General features: G+C 36.8%; 14 protein-coding genes. 4 read left to right on the forward strand and 10 right to left on the reverse strand.

Annotation, left to right across the window (positions count from 1 at the left end; translation table 11 throughout):
- Window positions 1–195 precede the first annotated feature (195 nt).
- Together ACONDI_RS11765 and ACONDI_RS11770 are read left to right on the forward strand one after the other, a co-directional pair.
- Window positions 196–543: a type II toxin-antitoxin system RelE/ParE family toxin gene (locus ACONDI_RS11765; RefSeq protein ID WP_241078741.1), complete on the forward strand. Its 348-nt coding sequence runs from the start codon at window positions 196–198 to the stop codon at window positions 541–543.
- The gene (locus tag ACONDI_RS11770; RefSeq protein ID WP_241078742.1) at window positions 543–812 is read left to right on the forward strand and encodes a helix-turn-helix transcriptional regulator; all 270 of its coding nucleotides are present in this window, start codon (window positions 543–545) and stop codon (window positions 810–812) included. The genes ACONDI_RS11765 and ACONDI_RS11770 overlap by 1 nt, the downstream gene beginning before the upstream one ends.
- Before the next feature lie 278 nt (window positions 813–1,090).
- Here ACONDI_RS11770 and ACONDI_RS11775 read toward each other — a convergent pair whose 3' ends face one another.
- From ACONDI_RS11775 to ACONDI_RS11820, 10 genes are all read right to left on the reverse strand, one after another.
- Window positions 1,091–1,792, reverse strand: coding sequence for a copper amine oxidase N-terminal domain-containing protein (locus ACONDI_RS11775; RefSeq protein WP_241078743.1), 702 nt, complete (start codon window positions 1,790–1,792; stop codon window positions 1,091–1,093).
- A 275-nt stretch (window positions 1,793–2,067) separates the two neighbouring features.
- Window positions 2,068–4,266, reverse strand: coding sequence for a stalk domain-containing protein (locus ACONDI_RS11780; protein ID WP_241078744.1), 2,199 nt, complete (start codon window positions 4,264–4,266; stop codon window positions 2,068–2,070).
- 111 nt (window positions 4,267–4,377) lie between these two features.
- Window positions 4,378–6,837 (reverse strand): copper amine oxidase N-terminal domain-containing protein, encoded by a 2,460-nt coding sequence (locus ACONDI_RS11785; protein WP_241078745.1) that lies wholly within the window; start codon window positions 6,835–6,837, stop codon window positions 4,378–4,380.
- Between the two features lie 712 nt (window positions 6,838–7,549).
- A complete protein-coding gene (locus ACONDI_RS11790) occupies window positions 7,550–9,718 on the reverse strand; it encodes a diguanylate cyclase domain-containing protein (protein WP_241078746.1) in 2,169 nt (722 codons plus the stop codon).
- Between the two features lie 148 nt (window positions 9,719–9,866).
- Entirely contained in the window at window positions 9,867–10,121 is a 255-nt protein-coding gene (locus tag ACONDI_RS11795; protein WP_241078747.1) for a putative Se/S carrier protein, read from the reverse strand.
- 94 nt (window positions 10,122–10,215) lie between these two features.
- Window positions 10,216–10,440 (reverse strand): sulfurtransferase TusA family protein, encoded by a 225-nt coding sequence (locus ACONDI_RS11800; RefSeq protein WP_241078748.1) that lies wholly within the window; start codon window positions 10,438–10,440, stop codon window positions 10,216–10,218.
- Window positions 10,441–10,854: 414 nt separating this feature from the next.
- A complete protein-coding gene (yedE, locus tag ACONDI_RS11805) occupies window positions 10,855–11,943 on the reverse strand; it encodes a YedE family putative selenium transporter (protein ID WP_241078749.1) in 1,089 nt (362 codons plus the stop codon).
- 346 nt (window positions 11,944–12,289) lie between these two features.
- Window positions 12,290–13,054 carry an Rpn family recombination-promoting nuclease/putative transposase gene (locus ACONDI_RS11810; RefSeq protein WP_338086501.1) on the reverse strand — a complete coding sequence of 255 codons (765 nt, stop codon included), beginning with the start codon at window positions 13,052–13,054 and terminating at the stop codon, window positions 12,290–12,292.
- 340 nt (window positions 13,055–13,394) lie between these two features.
- Window positions 13,395–14,144, reverse strand: a complete 750-nt coding sequence (locus tag ACONDI_RS11815) for a LytR/AlgR family response regulator transcription factor (RefSeq protein ID WP_241078750.1) — start codon at window positions 14,142–14,144, stop codon at window positions 13,395–13,397.
- A gap of 207 nt (window positions 14,145–14,351) precedes the next feature.
- Window positions 14,352–14,999 (reverse strand): cobalamin B12-binding domain-containing protein, encoded by a 648-nt coding sequence (locus tag ACONDI_RS11820; RefSeq protein WP_241078751.1) that lies wholly within the window; start codon window positions 14,997–14,999, stop codon window positions 14,352–14,354.
- A 549-nt stretch (window positions 15,000–15,548) separates the two neighbouring features.
- Here ACONDI_RS11820 and ACONDI_RS11825 point away from each other — a divergent pair.
- Together ACONDI_RS11825 and ACONDI_RS11830 are read left to right on the forward strand one after the other, a co-directional pair.
- A complete protein-coding gene (locus ACONDI_RS11825; RefSeq protein WP_241078752.1) occupies window positions 15,549–15,692 on the forward strand; it encodes a hypothetical protein in 144 nt (47 codons plus the stop codon).
- A 206-nt stretch (window positions 15,693–15,898) separates the two neighbouring features.
- Entirely contained in the window at window positions 15,899–16,678 is a 780-nt protein-coding gene (locus ACONDI_RS11830) for a GntR family transcriptional regulator (RefSeq protein WP_241078753.1), read from the forward strand.

Here is a 16,678-nt window from a genome sequence, read left to right on the forward strand (position 1 = left end):
GCATTGCTAGCTTAAGCTGATTTTCCCTAAATTTTATATAATAAATGGAACAGTTAAAATAATCCTAGTAAAAACTGGGGTCAAAATAATAGGTGAATTTTATTACTAACAGCAAATTCTAAAATATATTTGCACATATAACATATATGTGATATAGTTTTGTCAAAGTAAATAATTGTAGGTTGAGGTGTAGTTATGTATGAAATAATATATTATGAAAGTTTTAGTGAAAATCCTGTAATAGACTTTATAAGTAATCAATATCCAAAAGAACAGGCTAAAATCTTAAGAGAAATAGATTTGCTTCAAACTTTTGGGATTTCACTGGGTATGCCGCATCTTAGAAAAATTAAAAATACTGAACTCTGGGAATTAAGAATTATTCATGGTAATAATATATTCAGGATACTTTTCAAAGATTTAGACAAGAGTACCTATCTGTTACTTCATGGGTTTCAAAAAAAACAAGATAAAACCCCAAAAAAAGAAATTGATATAGCTTTAAAAAGATTGAAAGAATATTTAGAAGGTGGTGATAGATAATGAAACATGAAGAAGCAAAGAAAAAGTTATTAGAAAATCCTGAAGTAAAAAGAGAGTACGATGAACTAGAATATCTTTATGAAATTAAAGAGCAAATTATAAAGATACGCAACGAAAAGGGGCTTAGCCAAAAAGAGTTAGCTGAAATCTTAGGAACCAAGCAATCTGCAATTTCCAGGCTAGAGAATGATATGTATAATCCCACTGTAGAATTTTTAAATAAAATCGCTAAAGCCTGTGATAAAGAACTTGAAATTAATTTTAAGTAGGATTTTTATCCTGCTTTTTTATATTGATTTAAGAATACATTGTGAGAATGTCTGATAAGTCAATAGAGGGAGTTTTTGTTAAGCTTCTATGAGAGAGAAGTGGGGGAGTGAATGATCTAGGCATTTGGATGAAAAAAATCTTTTAGATAATATGAAGGTAAGCGTCAATTAATCACCTTGATGGTTAAAAATGAACTCCCGAATATATTACTAACTGCCATGTCAGCACACAATGTAATGAAGCCACAGCAATTAGCTGTGGCTTCATCCCTACCAGGTTATTCTGTTGGTATTCGGTAAAATGTAGCATCACTACCCTTTGGTATGTAGAACAAGTCATAATCTTCAGCGTTCTCAATACCATACTGACTACCATTACTCCAACTTGTTCCGTATTTATCAATGTGGTCCTCTTCACTACTTATATAGCCATGATCAGGTCCGTCATTAAAACCTAAAAGATAGTAATGTCCATCATCGCGACCTTCTAAATCCCTAATCAATAAATAATTACCGTAATTTGGTGGCTCCGGTAAATATTCCGGATATTTTTCTGATATACTTAATATACTATCTGCTCCATAGTAAAGTTCTTCTTCATCTATGCAGGTGATATCAATCGTTGAAAAAACAATATTCTCTGAAGTCATGTTATTTTCTGCAGTAAATCTAAGATGGCTACCACTGGGGTCATAATATTCCTCCCACTCTTTTCCCTCCAGATATTCTTTTTCATCACCCGGTCTCTTTCCAATATAGATATTCTGTTCAGTTCCATCCCATTCTAAGTGTTCACCTAAAGCATCTGAAACGAAACGTAAAGGCACAAAGGTTCTTCCCTCATGAATAAATGGTTCTTGTTCTGTGTTTTGTTTTTCACCGTCAACATAAATCGTAATGTTGTTGTAAAGTACTTCTAGGTTTTCTTTGGTATCTTCAGCAAACGCTGATGGTAGTAAAAAGGTCAGAACTAAAACCATACTGACTAAGAGAATTTTACCTTTTAAATGTAAATACATAAATAATCCCTCCATAAACTCTTTATCTAATTCTCATTTACTCTTGGCCTTTGCTTCTTCTTTAGCTCCTCTAAATTTTATTATAATTTCGCAAACGCCAAACTTGTATTTACTAATTTCTATAGCAAGAACCACTCCTGGGGAAGTGGTTCTTGCTACTTAATACCTAATAGTTATCTCTTCTTCATCCTCATGCCAGCAAGTCCTTAGCTGGCAAAAAAGGAGGTTATTTAAATCTACATCTCTACAGTTATCTCCTCTTCGTCTTCGTCCCATTCTACATCTGCACCAAAGGCTTCTGCGAAGAATCTAAAGGGTATCATGGTTCTGTCAGAGTCTTCGTCAATATATGGCTCTCCGTCTAGTTCGTAGGGTTCATCATCAATATAGGCTGTTATTTCGTCTATAAATAACATTACTTCTGTTCCTTCGTATTCTGCTTCTACTGCTCTTTTGTCACCGTCCCATTCTACATCAACACCAAGTATTTCACCTACGATTCTGAAAGGTAAGAATGTCCTATCATTTACAATTGTAGGGGATACATCCATACTTACTTCCTCTCCATCAACTATAGCTTTTTTGTCATCTATGGTCATTATTACTTTTTGGGGTGTTAGTTCTTCGAATACTATATCAAAGGTTTTACTAAGGCCAAAGTCAGTAAAAAGATCAACAGTATACTCGCCGTAGTCATCTGCTTCTACCTGGAAGGAGGCTTTGCCGTATTCAAAGTCTTGTTTGTCTAGGATTTCTAGGCCATCGGTATCAAGGATTTCATATTCCACGTCTTCGACAAATTCTTCAGGGTATTCGGTATCATCTTCTGTGTAGGTTTCGAATTCGCCGGGTATTGCTCTGATACCGTTAGAGTCAAGCATAGTTAGGATAACTTCGCCATCTAGCTCTCCGGGTTCTATCTTCTTGGTTATTTCTATCTCATCAGGTTCTCCTGATAGATACAGGGTTTTGGAGTCTTCTAAGTCTTTTTCAGCGTGGCGAGCTCTTATTTCGGTTTCGCCGGTGGACCTTGGAGTTATCTGTCCGGTACTGCTGTTAATTGATGCTGTGGAGGTGCTAGAGGAGGCAAAATAGATGTCGTCGTCAGTGGTATCATACTCGATTCTTACTCCATCTTCATCGATTAGGTATACTTTTGCTTTGTCTTCTTCATAGTATTCAAAGTTATAGCTGTCATCACCGGCAGTGAAATTTCTCATTACCTTGTTATCTAATTCTAATTCTATGTCTTCTATCTCACCGAATTCGGTTACATTTACATAGGTTTCATCTCTCATTGCAGTGCCGGATATTTCTCCTCTTACTTCCCATTCTCCAAGTTCATCAAAATCTATATCTGCAAACATTGCTTCGTTATCAGGACAGTATTCTATATCCCGGCCGGAGTATTCTGTTTCTTCACCGTCAGGGTTATATGCTGTAATTTCTATTCTTTCTGTGTAGTCATATTCTTCTCTTGTTTGTCTAGAGAAGTTTTCGAAATTCGCAAGGCCATGTTCATAATCTTTATTTATATTACCATATTCATCCATAATTCTAAAGTATATTTTTTGTTCACCTTCTGTTATGTTTATTTCATCATCCAAAGCTGTTATAGTGTCTAAGTCTGATGCGGCTACTACTGTGATTGATTTTTTTACGTAACCTCTCTCAGCGTCTCCTACTGCAGCGGTGTATTCATATGCACCGGCTTTTTCTGTTTCCACTGAAAGTTCTGCCACCCCGTCCCGGTCGGTTTCTACTGTGTCAAGTTCGTTCCAGCTAGATTCACCTTCTTCTCGCTGATAAAAAGTCACTTCCATGTTCCTTAGCCTGGGGCCGTCCTCGTATTCTCTTACCGTTGCTGTAAGATCGTAAATTTCCCCCGCTTCAACCAGGTCATCAGAGATCTCTAGGTCATAGCTTTCTGCGTCTAATTCGGCCACTTCTATGCTAACGTTGCCGCCGTAATCACTTCCCATAAACATGTCTACTACCTGGTCATTGTCTTTTTCTTTGCCGATGTAAAATTCAACTTCGCCGGGGTCATTTGTTTCTACCCATATGGAGATGTATCTACCATCAACGAAATCGGCATCAGGGTCATCTGTCTCTATTCGCCAGATGTTATCTCCCTGGTAATCGACTTGGTAGTTTCTTTCTTCGTGGTAGTAAAGGTCAATATCATCACTGTCTCTACTTGATTCGATATAGAAGTAAACATGGTTTTCTTCGCCTATATAATCTCCGTCTTCATTTTTTAATACAAATTCTATCTCGGCTCTTTCATCTTCTGCCGGGTCTAGTTCTTCGTCGTAGTAGATTACTCCGCTTTTGTCTCTGTCTAGGTCATCTTGGGCATAGGAATAGACTGTAGTGCTAAAAAGTGTTACTGCCAGGATAATAATTAAGGTTAAGTGTGCTTTTTGTTTCATGTTATTATTCCCCCCTCTTGATACATAAATCTAATTTTCTTTGGTAACACTATTTAATAATATATAATAAAAGAACCACCCCATAAGGGGCGGTTCTTTATAGTAATTGATTTATCTGTCGATAGTTATTTCGTTAGTAGCTGAGTCCCAGGTTACGTCTGCACCTAATGCTTCACTGAATGCACGTACAGGCATGTAGGTACGTCCAGTGTCTTCGTCTAGGTATGGTACTACTGCGTTGCCATCGTCGTCTTCTAGAGTCATAGCTTCGTCGTTTACAGTGAATCCTGTTCTGCCTAACCAGAATTCTGCTGTGATATCTTCAAGTTCTGTAGTGATCTTTCTTTCGTCATGGTCATAGCTTACATCAGCGTCTAGTGCTTCTGCTAGTGCACGGAATGGAAGCATTGTTCTATCGTCTTCGATGAATGGACTTACACCATCTTCAAACTCGTACTCTTCTCCGTCGATAGTGAAAGTACCTTCACCGATTGTCATTCCAACTGATCTTTCAGCTTCTTCTCTAAATTCTACTTCAAATGCTGTTGTCAAACCTTCTTCAGTTACTACTTCTACTTCATAAGTTCCATAATCTTCTGCTTCGATTTCAAAGATTCCCTGGCCGTCTTCAATATCTTCTTTGGAGTCTTCTACTACTTCTAATTCGTCTGGTAGATAAACATCGAAATCTTCGTCAATGTGCTCGCCATCGTCATCAAGGTTTACAGTTCTGTATCCGTCTTCGTCTCTAATAGTTAGAGTAACTTCACCTTCAAGCTCTCCTCTATCTGCTTCAAATTCTGCTTCTAGATAGTCTGGATCTTCGCCTACTGTGAATACTGCACTGTCTCTTAAGTCTTCTTCGTTATGAGTTATAGTGATTGTAGTTTCGCCTTGGCTGTTTATATTCATTTCGCCGTCGTATCTTCCTACGCTTGCTATTGAACTTCTGCTAGAGCTGAATCTAATGTCTTCGTCGTCATGGTCGTATGGTTTTTCCATGCCTTGGTCGTCAATTAGGGTTACATCTACTTTAAATTCCTCATCAAGATCATCATGGTCTTGAGTTGCTTCATGGCTTAGGTCAATTTCAATATCTTCTAGGTCGCCAAACTCGGCTGCTGTTACTGTAGTATACGCCCTTTGTGTTGTTCCTGCAATATTAGCTCTTACTTCGTAGTCGCCTTCTTCGTCAATTTCTGAGTAATCTACAGTTACTTTGTACATTTCTTCGGTACCGTTTACTTCTTCATCTTCTGTAACTGTAATTTCGTCGTCATCAGCATCATAAGTGTCGCCTTCAGGGTCTGTTACCCTTACTCCCATTTCATCTTCTTTAGTTAGTTTGTTGCCAAACTCGTCTTCGATTGCAAAGTATACGTGAAATTTATCATCTTCTACGTTGTGGAATTGGGCTTCTTCATGGGCTGTAATTGCATCGGCATCGCCAGCAGTCACTGTTAATGTTTCCTCACTACTTCTCATAGAGTCATCATCGTCCCATACAGCACGGAATTCATAATCACCTGTTGTCGTGATTTCATAATCATACTCCGCTTCACCATCTTCATCGGTTTCTACTGTAGCAATTTCGTCCCAATCATCATCACTGTCTTCTTCTCGATATTCAAATACGATGTCTTCGCCCACTGCATCATATTGGTTCATGGTGGCAGTTGCTGTCAGTTCAAGTTCGTTGCCTGCTTTCATTTCATCGTCCGGGTCAAGTGCTAGATCTATATTGTCAACGCCTTCGGGAGATTCAACGTCAATCGTTACGGAATCAATTTCGCCGGAGAGGTCATCACTATCATAATCTTTCCATAGAGTTACCTCAATTTCGCCTGACTTATAAGAAACTACATCAAATTCATAGATGTTACTATCATCAAGATATTTATCTTCAAATTTATAAACATTACCATCACTACCACTTGCACCTTCAACTTCCGCAGCATCGTGGCTAACTTCTACATAGAAGGTTACATCATCAGCAGAATTATCTCCATCTACTGCATCAGGATCTCCAAACCTGGTGTTATCGAGATACCGGAAGTCTACTTCAAATTCTGAGGCTTCCTCGATGTCAACTTCATCATCGTAATCATCGACCTTACTTTGACCGCTACTGTAATCCTGGACACCTTCACCAAAAACTCTCAGCCTGAAGTCTTGGTAACCATATTCTGCATCTTCTTCATCTACTCCACCAAGATCATCATCACTTAAATAAAACTTAAAATTGTGGGTGTCTTCTCCTAAAGCAGCTGTGTTAAAATCTATATCAAATGTTACTTCTCCATCATCGACCTCTACTGAACCAGTTGTGTCCTCCCAGCTGCCAGCACCCTCCTCATATACGCCTGCATAAACCTTATCTGCTACATCATCTTCATCGACCGTGACTGTCATCTCAACTTCTTCGTCAGTCCCACTATATACTACCCTGTATGTTTCCTTATCTAGTTCAAAGTCGCCTTCTTCAGCCGCCACTGCCACACCACTAAATAGAGTAAATACCATTGCTAGTGCGACTAAAAGTGAAAGTGATTTTCTCGTTGTTTTTTTCATGTAATCTTTTCCCTCCTTCAAATTGTCTTTCCAAAATACCTAATAAATTACATTCTTACTAGATCTTTCTTTTGTTTGTCACAAACAAAAGCCTTTTTCAAGGTATAAACTTCAATTGGTCGACCAAAACTAATTGGTGTAAGATACCTCTTTCCTTAGTAACTCTGGTTAAAAAAATGCCTTTGACCCCTGCTCTTTTTACCACCCCCTCAAAAGAGTTTGTTTTATAATTAAGCTTTTTGGGCTGTTTAAAAAAGCTTATGAACTAGGCTAGGTGGTGACTTACAATCTGTAAGGAGGAAAAGTCACATAAGTAACCTTTATTACGTCTGCACATATTCGGTTGTAGGATAAAATCCCCTCCCTTAAGTTAATAAATGTTTTTTTCTGTTTTATCGTCATCACTTATTTATGACGATAAAATTTAGAAAATGTTCCTTTTCATGAATAATTTTTAATAATTCTTTTAAGAAATGCTAAAAGTGTAGCTTTTGTACATAAAATAAAAGGATTTTCACTTTGGGTTGTATTCTACATGAAATTAGCAAGTCCTTCTAATTAGACAAACTTTTTCTAAAAAATTCTTATTACGACAGATGTATTTTTATTCTCTTTTTGTAAACTTTATATCTTTTGACGTGTGTGTTTTGTTATATGTTTCATTTTTTATTAAATTTATAAAAAATTTCCGGCTAAGGCCCTAACCGGAAATCTAACCTATCTCTTCTGAGTTATCATCTTTGCAGCTTTTATCACCTATACCTTCATCAATTAAGTACTCTTCACTTTCAATAACCTCACAGAATATCTCTACAAGCTCCGGGTCAAACTGGGTGCCGGCACAGTTTCTTAGTTCCTTAATGGCTTCTTCTTTTGATAGGGCTTTTCTATAGGGTCTATCACTTGTCATGGCATCATAGGCATCTACTATCGCTAAGATTCTACACTCTGCAGGGATATCTTTTCCTTTTGTTCCAAGGGGATAGCCCCTGCCGTCCCACCTCTCGTGGTGTTTTAGGATTAGGTCTGCTATGCCTGATAGGTCTGGAGATGAGAGGGCTATCCTGTGACCTTTTTCTGAGTGTTGTTTCATTATCTTCCATTCCTCATCTGAGAGGGGGCCTTTTTTGAAAAGTATATTATCCGGTGTGCCTACCTTACCTATATCGTGCACCTGGGCAAGAAGGGATAGATCTCCAAGCCTTCTTGAGCTTAGGCCTATTCTTTCTCCTATTTTGGTACATAGTAGGCTTAGTCTTTTCACATGGCCTTCTGTTACGTGGTCTCTTTCTGCAAGGGCACTCATTAGGGTGTCAATTACCTGGACCCTGGCACTTTTTGATTTATCTAGCTTGTCGCGATACATGTGTTCATCTGCTTTTTTCAAGGTCTCTTCAAGAGAGCTTGTCCCATCTTCTGCTGTGCTTAAGCCAAGGGAGATGCTAAGGGGTAGTTCAGAGTATCTTTTAGAATAATCTTCTGATAGCTCTCTTATTTTCTTTATTACTTCTTCGCCTTCTTTTTCGTCTGTAGAAGGAAGGATTATGGCGAATTCATCCCCGCCTATTCTTGCAGTTATATCCTTTTCTCTAGTGGCATTTTGTATAACTTTAGCTGCTATCTGCAATAGTTCATCCCCTTTGTCATGGCCCATGGTATCATTAACTATCTTTAACCCATCAAGGTCACAAGAGATTATTGCTATTGGGTAGGAATTTTTCTTTTCTAATCTTTTTAGCTCTTTTTCGAAATAATCTCTATTATAGAGGCCTGTTAGACTGTCGTGCATGCTTAGGTATCTAAGTTTATCTTCAAGCTTTTTTCTCTCTGTGATATCATTTGCTACCATAAGGGCTGATATTGAGTCATCAAGGTTTTCAAGCCTTGTAACGTTCATATCTAGAGTTTTACCATTTGTTTTTCTTTCATAATTAAGAGGGCCGGGGTGGTTTATCTTATCATCAAAGATATCTTTTGTCTTACAATCATCACATAACTTCTCATAGCCAAGAAATTCATAACAATACTCTCCAAGATGATCACCAAACTCTTCTCTAGAAGATCTGTTCATAAACTCTATAGTGAAGTCACTTCCGATTACAAATACATATTCCTTCATGTTATTAAATAATTTGTATAGATAATCCCGCTCTTTTTTGATCTTATCCTGAAGCTTTCTTTGCTCTGTTACATCTATTCCTGTGCCTACTACGTATTTTATTTCATCAGATTCACCAGTTATAATTGTGTTTCGCCAGGAGATTAGTTTTTTGTCATTATTTTTTGTTTTAAGATAATTATCGTAGTAGTTTGGGAAGTTACTTGCAAGCAGTTCATTAAAGACTCCCTTGACATCTTCTTTTTCCTCATCAGTTATTAGAACTTCCCAGATGGGAGTATCTTTAACATCTTCAAAGCCAAAGCCTGTCACTTCTTCACAGGCTTTGTTGAAATAAACTATCCTACCTGAAGTATCCATCACAATCACAAGGGCTCCCTGGACATTTAGTATTTTTTCGCTAAACTCCCGTTCTTCTTTAAGCTTTTCTTTTTGTCTTCTGATTATATAGAGTGGTCTACCTATCCCAAAACCTACTATTATATATGTTAAACTACAGCTCAGTACTGCCATGGTAAGTATAGACCCATAGGTTAGATATGAACCAAGACTAATAGAAAAAATAGCCCACATAGAAGAGGCTACTCCACCGTATAGATATAGCTTATAAGAAGTATACACAACAAAAAACAGTCCAAGAATTCCAGTGATGTAAAGGGGAAATAAAAATACAGATACCAAAACCATAAAAGCTCCAATTGTGATTAAACTCTTCTCTCCTGGTGTTAAAGATGTTATTACAGATGTTAAGCGCTCTTTCATCAGTACCCTCCGGCTTTAATATTTTTCGGTCACATTTTGATTTTCGACAAAAAATTACAAGAACAATAAAAATTCCCTATTTATGCTAATTTCATTTTAGCATAAATAGGGAATATATTTCCATACTTCTATAAGTTTAGAGGGTTGTTTAAATATACACCTCTGGCTTTTTCTTTTTGTCCTCTGGAATTAGATAGATGTTCTCGAACTCTATAGAGTATTTGTCACACATCTCTATAAGTCTATCTATCTCTTCTTTGTCAGTTACCTTCCCACAAAAACCGCAGGAAGCTCCTACTTTTCTTGGAAGGGGAATAAGCTTAACATCTCTATTCTCTTCTTTTGCCACCTGGTCAAACTTTAATGCCAGGTGAGTGGTGGGAAAGGTAAACACCCAGTACATATACATCACCTTCTCGTATCATGAGATCAAAATATAAAATTAGTGTCTAAAAGTCTAAATATTAAGTCTGCACATAAAGACCTATTTTGCTATGCTATTCTGGTGTAATATTAACAACAAAATCTTCACTATCTTCTTCTACTTCAACGTAAAATCCTTTTTGCAGGGCAAACTTCTTTACATTATCTTTTGCCGTGGGGCTATTTACAAGGACTTTGTAGTTTCCACTTCCTTCTGATAAGGCATTCTTGGTTAATATGACAGGCTGAGGACAAGACAGCCCTCTTGCATCTATGGTTTTAAATTCTTTTTCTGACATTTTAAGATTCCTCCTTTGTTTTAGAAAAGTAATTAAATTTTCGAATTCCTACATTATATATACTACATATATACTACTATACTCGAAATATTTTAATCTTACCTGACTTACCTGAATACTTCTCTAATATTCCAAAAGAGGTCTATGCACCTCTTTTTTACGACTAAAGATTCTGCAGGAATTAATTTGTGCTTTTAGAATTTTCGATTTCTAAAATTCGCTTAGCACTTTCCATTATTCACACCCAGGATTCCAGTAGAGGTCTATGTAGCACGATTTAGAATTTTTGATTTCTAAAATTCGCTAAGTGCTACCTCTTTTTACAACTAAAGATTCTGCAGGAATTAATTTGTGCTTTTAGAATTTTTGCTTTCTAAAATTCGCTTAGCACATAATTAATCCTGCACGAATCTACTACATATCCGCCGATTTAGAACTCCCTACACCTACTCCAAGTCCTTCTGTATTCATAAATGCAGTAGCAAAGACAAAGACAAATCCTACAACAAGGGCAGCTATCCCCGCAGTAGTCGCCCCTGCAGGGCTTGCCGCTATCCCAAAGTTATGGGCAAGGGCTCCTCCTGTAAGCATACCAAAGACGGCAACACTTGCATCACCATCACCTGAGCCTGCTAGGATAAGCTGTCTTAGAGGACAACCTCCAAGTAAAATAGCACATATCCCAACAAGGGCCATACTAAGGAAGTTAAATAAATGTTCAGTGTGAGCTACAGGCTGATCTACGAAACCTAAGTTAAAATTACCTACCACAATGTTGAAGACAAGAGCTACAACGAATATAAAGATAAAGCCTGTAAACAAAGTGAAATCCCTAATAAGATACACATCTCTTATCCCACCTGCCATGCATAACCTTGACCTTTGGGCAAGAGCACCAACTACTAGGCCGGAGATAAGAGAAACAATCAAAGGCGCTGTCATAGAACCAGGACCTTCTTCACTAAAAATCAATATCCCAGGTACTAATAAAAGCAGCGCTAACAATACTAGAGAGAATATAGGCGCACTATAACCTTCTAAATTCTTTTGAGAATAGCTTCTTCCAAGGTTGTAGCCTTTTTTTAGAAACTCTGTTCCTACAATAATACCCACTGCAAAACCAAAAAACCCAGGCACAGCATTAAGATCTCCCCCGGCTAACCTAAGTACCATCCTTAATGGGCATCCCAAAAATATCAATGCCCCAAACATCATAAAGACAGCAAACAAAAACCTAGTTGCCGTGGCAGAGCCTGCCATGGGTCTAAATTCTCCACTTATTTTGGAGATAATGAATGAACCAAGTATTAATCCAATTACCTCAGGTCGTACATACTGAACTACCTCTGCCCTATGAAGGCCTATTCCTCCTGCGATATCCCTTACAAAGCAGGCTATACAAAAGCCCATGTTCAAAGGATTACCTAGAAGTACTAGCCCTCCTCCAAGTAGACCTACAATAACTCCTGTGATAATCATTATTCTTTTCTCTTCGATCTCCATCCACCCCTTTATCTGTCTGTAGTTCGTGAAGTTTTTCGCTTACAATTATATTTTAATATATAAAAAAGGGTTTTAGGATTGGATTTATTTATAGTTGTAATCTTTAGTATAGATGGTATTTATAATAGATATCTTTGTCTTAACAGCAAGTTCTAAAATATAGTTGCTCAATCCATTTTCCTAGGAAGCAGCGGACTGCTTCTCTCCTCATACTTCTCATAATATAATAAAGGGTGACTTTGATAGCCACCCTTAAAATTTAACCATTTTTTATAACTCTCTAATTTTCCCCTTAATAAGGTCAATTACTCTTTATATTTTAACGAGCTTTTAAGTCGAAAGCTGCTTAAAGTTCTTCTATCTCTTCTTTAGAAAGATTTGTTATTTCAATTATCTCTTCAATTTTATAACCTTTTTTAAGCATATTTTTAGCAATTTTTCTTTTACTTTCTTTTTCCGCTTCTTTTTTACCTTCTTTCTTAGCATCTGCAAGAGTTTTCTTAATTACCCTTTCAACGTTAGAGATCATTTCTTCCACCTCCTCAGGGTTAGCCTTATCTAAGATTTCAACAACCTTTTCCTTTTGTTTAGGTGACAGGGTACGGGTCAAAATATTTTTCGCCCAGGTTACAAAGAGCCTAAATTCAACCTTGTTTAATTTGCTGATAATCTTTGCGAGCTTTTTTAAGGCTTTAATTATCTCTAAAAAGTTTTTGCACTGGTCTAATAAGAATACTGTTCCCAAAAGGTTTTCTAGCTCTAATAGTTCATTTTCATCATATTGGCGAACATTAACCAATGAATATTTAAAATCCAGGACATGTTCTCCGAAAAGTTCAGAGCCATTTAAGTATTCTTTAAAATTTAATGGTACCGTCCATTTATTTTCTCCATTGTATAATACTATAGGTACTATTACAGGCAGGCGAAAATCCTTTCTTGCTGCTTTTTGGGGGTCTGTATTTTTTATTATATCTCTCCAGATTTCTGTCATGTACAAAAGCAGGCGGTATGGCATTTGAAAATCTACAGTGGATTGAAGCTCTAATAATACATAAAATATTACATCTCTATCTTTTATTTTTGCCTTGTAAACTATATCTGCAATAATTGGATGAAAGCTACTTTACTTTTAAAAAGGTATTTATATCCTGTATCATGGGGGTTATTTACCTGGCTGTTGTGCTCTGACATTAAAGTAGCCTCTTTTCTATTTTATTTATATTATAGCATATGATTGTAGTTTTTAGGAAAAATAAGTTCTAGCTTTAGGTGCATATCCTAAGCTGGATTTAATTTGTATAAATAAAAAGTGCACAGAAGTTTCAGATACGTCCGCGTCAATGTTTGAAGCTAGCTATGCTAGCAAGTTTTGACGCGGCCTGAAAATTCTGTGCACTTATCAATAATTTACCACAAATTCTTATACAGCCTTAGGATAGCACCTAAAGCTATTTCAACGCCCTCTTAAGTTCCTCTAACTTATACCTGCTTACATAGGCTGTCTTTGTAGTGCCTGCAAGCTCTACTATATAAGATCTTGGGGTATCACCTTCAGTTACTCTAATGATTTTTTCCTTATTTACTATGAAGGACCTGTGCACTCTGACAAACCTTGAGTCTAGGTCTTGTTCAAGCTCCTGCAGGGGCTTCTGGGTGGTATAGCTTTTGGTGTAGGTGTGGATTATGGTATTTCTGCCCTGCTTTTCTTTTTCTATCATGGTTATATCTTCAAAAGGTATTCTAAGAATCTCTTTTTTCTCTTCTATCAGTATGCACGGCTTGTCTGATTTTTCTACCTTTCTATGAAACTTTTCTTTAATAATTTTACTTACAAGTTTGTTTAGTGTGCTTTTGAACCTATCTTTGTCAATAGGTTTTAGAATATAGTCAAAAGGATGTACCGCAAAGGAATCAAGAGCATATTCTGAATGGGCTGTGACAAAGATAAAATAAGTCTCACTTAGCTCTATATGGATGTTTTTTGCCACTTCGATACCGTTTAGACAGTTTCTTTGATCCTCTCCTGAGAGGCCAATGTCTAATATTACTATATCTGGTTGTTCTTTTTTTGCTATTTCGATAGCCTCTTTTCCCCTGCCGGTATCAAATATACTATCTATATATGTAACTTCAGATACTAACTTCTTGATAAATTCTCTAATCCTGTCATCGTCTTCTAATATAAGTGCTTTTAGCATAGTAACACCTCTATCCTAAGTGTTTGTACATTGATTACATTTAATTTTTGATAAATATCCTTTAGCTACATTATCTAAAAAAACACATAAAAAATAAAGGGTAAATAACCCTTTATTACTATATCACCAATATAATCTATATCATACCAATATCATCTAAGCGTCTCAAAAACTATGTATTAATCTTCCTAAAAACTCCTCTAAAAACTATAAAATAAGCTCTTTTGACATCAGTTTATCTGCTGCTAGTACAGCTTGCTTTGCATTTTTGGCAAAGCCATCTGCCCCGGTCCAGTTAACATGCTCTTCTGAGACTGCACTGCCGCCAATTAGATACTTGACTTTATCTCTAATGCCTTCTTCTTCAAGGGCGGTGGAAACTTCTCTTAACCTGTAAGATGTGGTTGTAGTATATGCTGATGCACCAACTATATCTGCATTCTTTTCCTTTATCTTCTTTGCAAACATATAAGGCGGGATATCCACACCGATGTCATAAACCCTGTAACCTCCACCCTGCAGGACATACTTTACTATATTCTTGCCAAGCTCGTGCATATCGCCCTGTACTACACCTAGTACTACCCTACCCCTAACCTTTCCTTCATAATAACCAATCCTTGGGAGCACTACTTCTAATCCCTGCCTCATGGTATCTCCCGCAAGGATAAAATCATGAATAGGAGATTCTCCCCTGTTGTACTTATCCCCTGCTATTTCAAGCCCTTTGGTCATCTGGGTTAATATCGTCCATTCATCTATTCCTATGCCTATGAGCTTATTTACCAACCTATCAATAGTATTCATCTCTCCAGAGACGACAGCATTTTTCAGACTTACTTCTAATTCTAGCATTCTTTTTGGCTCCTCCCCCTAAAGCTATTTTCTACAAGGTCATACGGCTAGACTCTGAAAGCGGTTTCACCAAGAGTCTAATTCTACTTTCTAGCCTTAGATACCTCTCCCATTTACTAATAATCTGAAAAAATTTCAACATGTTTGTGAAAGCGATTTCACAAATAGCTAAAAAATAAGGGGGTATCTTAAATCTCTATTTGTTAGATACGCCCTTCTTAAGAAATTCTGACAGCATTACCAATTACAAAAAACAAAAGATGACAAAATTTTTAAATTAAAAAGTGTAATTTTTAATTTACTTTTTTCATCTTATTCTAGACTTTAACACTTAGGATAAATACATTCAAGCACTACGTTTGAATAGGTTATATAGGTGGGTGAATAGCCAATATTCAGGAGTGTATGGTCGCCGAAAAATTAACTACTTTGACATTATGAAACAGATTAAGTATTAAATAAAATTGTTAATAGTTGTCCATAATATTCTAGTAAGTATATTTTTTGTTATACCTAAAAAACAAATATATTACATTGGAGGGATCCATTATGGATAAGAGAAATCATCTTGACCAGCTTCCTCTAGCTGAGCTTGGTGATGGGGAGCTAAATCAGATCAAAGAGCTTGAGAGATCTTTGACTGAAAAGTATAATCAGGACATCTACCTTATGGCACTAAAGGAAACTAAATAGCTATTTTAGAAGAGAGTTCATCAGTGGGTTCATCAAAAAATTCACCGAGGATTTCGTCAGTGAATTTAAGCTCCAGCAATGTGGCTGGGGCTTAAAATTTTTACCCTATTTTTTACCCGATGTTGTATATACAAGTTGGCAGGTATATGATATACTTGTTGTAAGTAAGTTTAAGTATATGTCCATAAAGAAGGGAAGTTAAGAGAATGGCTACAGAAAAGTTAGACCTAAACCTCAAAAATGAATTTAGTAAGCTTGACAAAACTTCTGTCATCCCTGTTTATTACCAGGTGGCAAAGATTTTGGAAGGCCTAATCCTAGAGGAGAAGTTTGGCCCGGGTGAGATGCTTCCCTCGGAGACTAAGATCGCTGAGCTGTGTGATATCAGTAGGATGACAGTTAGAAAGGCAATCTCAGAGCTAGCAGAGAGAGGTTTAGTAATAAGGGAAAAAGGCAAGGGCACCTTTGTCAGCAAAAAAGATTTTAATTATGCAACTTTTAAACATATAGATCTGCATGATAAAATGAGAAAGAAAGGTTATGAAGTAACCACAAAAATCATCCAGGCAGATATCTTAAAGACTGAAGATGATAGTGTAGATAATATAGCTAAAAAACTAAACCTATCTCCTGGTGAAAGGGTGCTTCGATATGGTCTATTGAGCTATGTTGAAGAGAAGCCTTATGTATTCGAAAAAAAATACATACCATATACGAAGCAATCACCGATCTTAGAGAGCGATATTATCGATTCTTCACTTCCTAGATTACTCACCCTTCACGATAAGACAAAGACTCCCTATACAAACAGCAGAGTCCTAAAGGCAGTTATTCTAAATGAAGAAGCAAAGCACCTAGAAATAGAAAAAGGCTCGCCTGGTATATTAATCGAACAATTAATATATGATAAAGATGAAAACCCAATCGGGTATGAAGAATCAATCTATCGCGGTGATGAGTATATGCTTGTAAGCGAAGATAAGTAA

It is taken from the genome of Natranaerofaba carboxydovora, assembly GCF_022539405.1.
In the GTDB taxonomy this organism is placed as follows: domain Bacteria; phylum Bacillota; class Natranaerobiia; order Natranaerobiales; family Natranaerofabaceae; genus Natranaerofaba; species Natranaerofaba carboxydovora.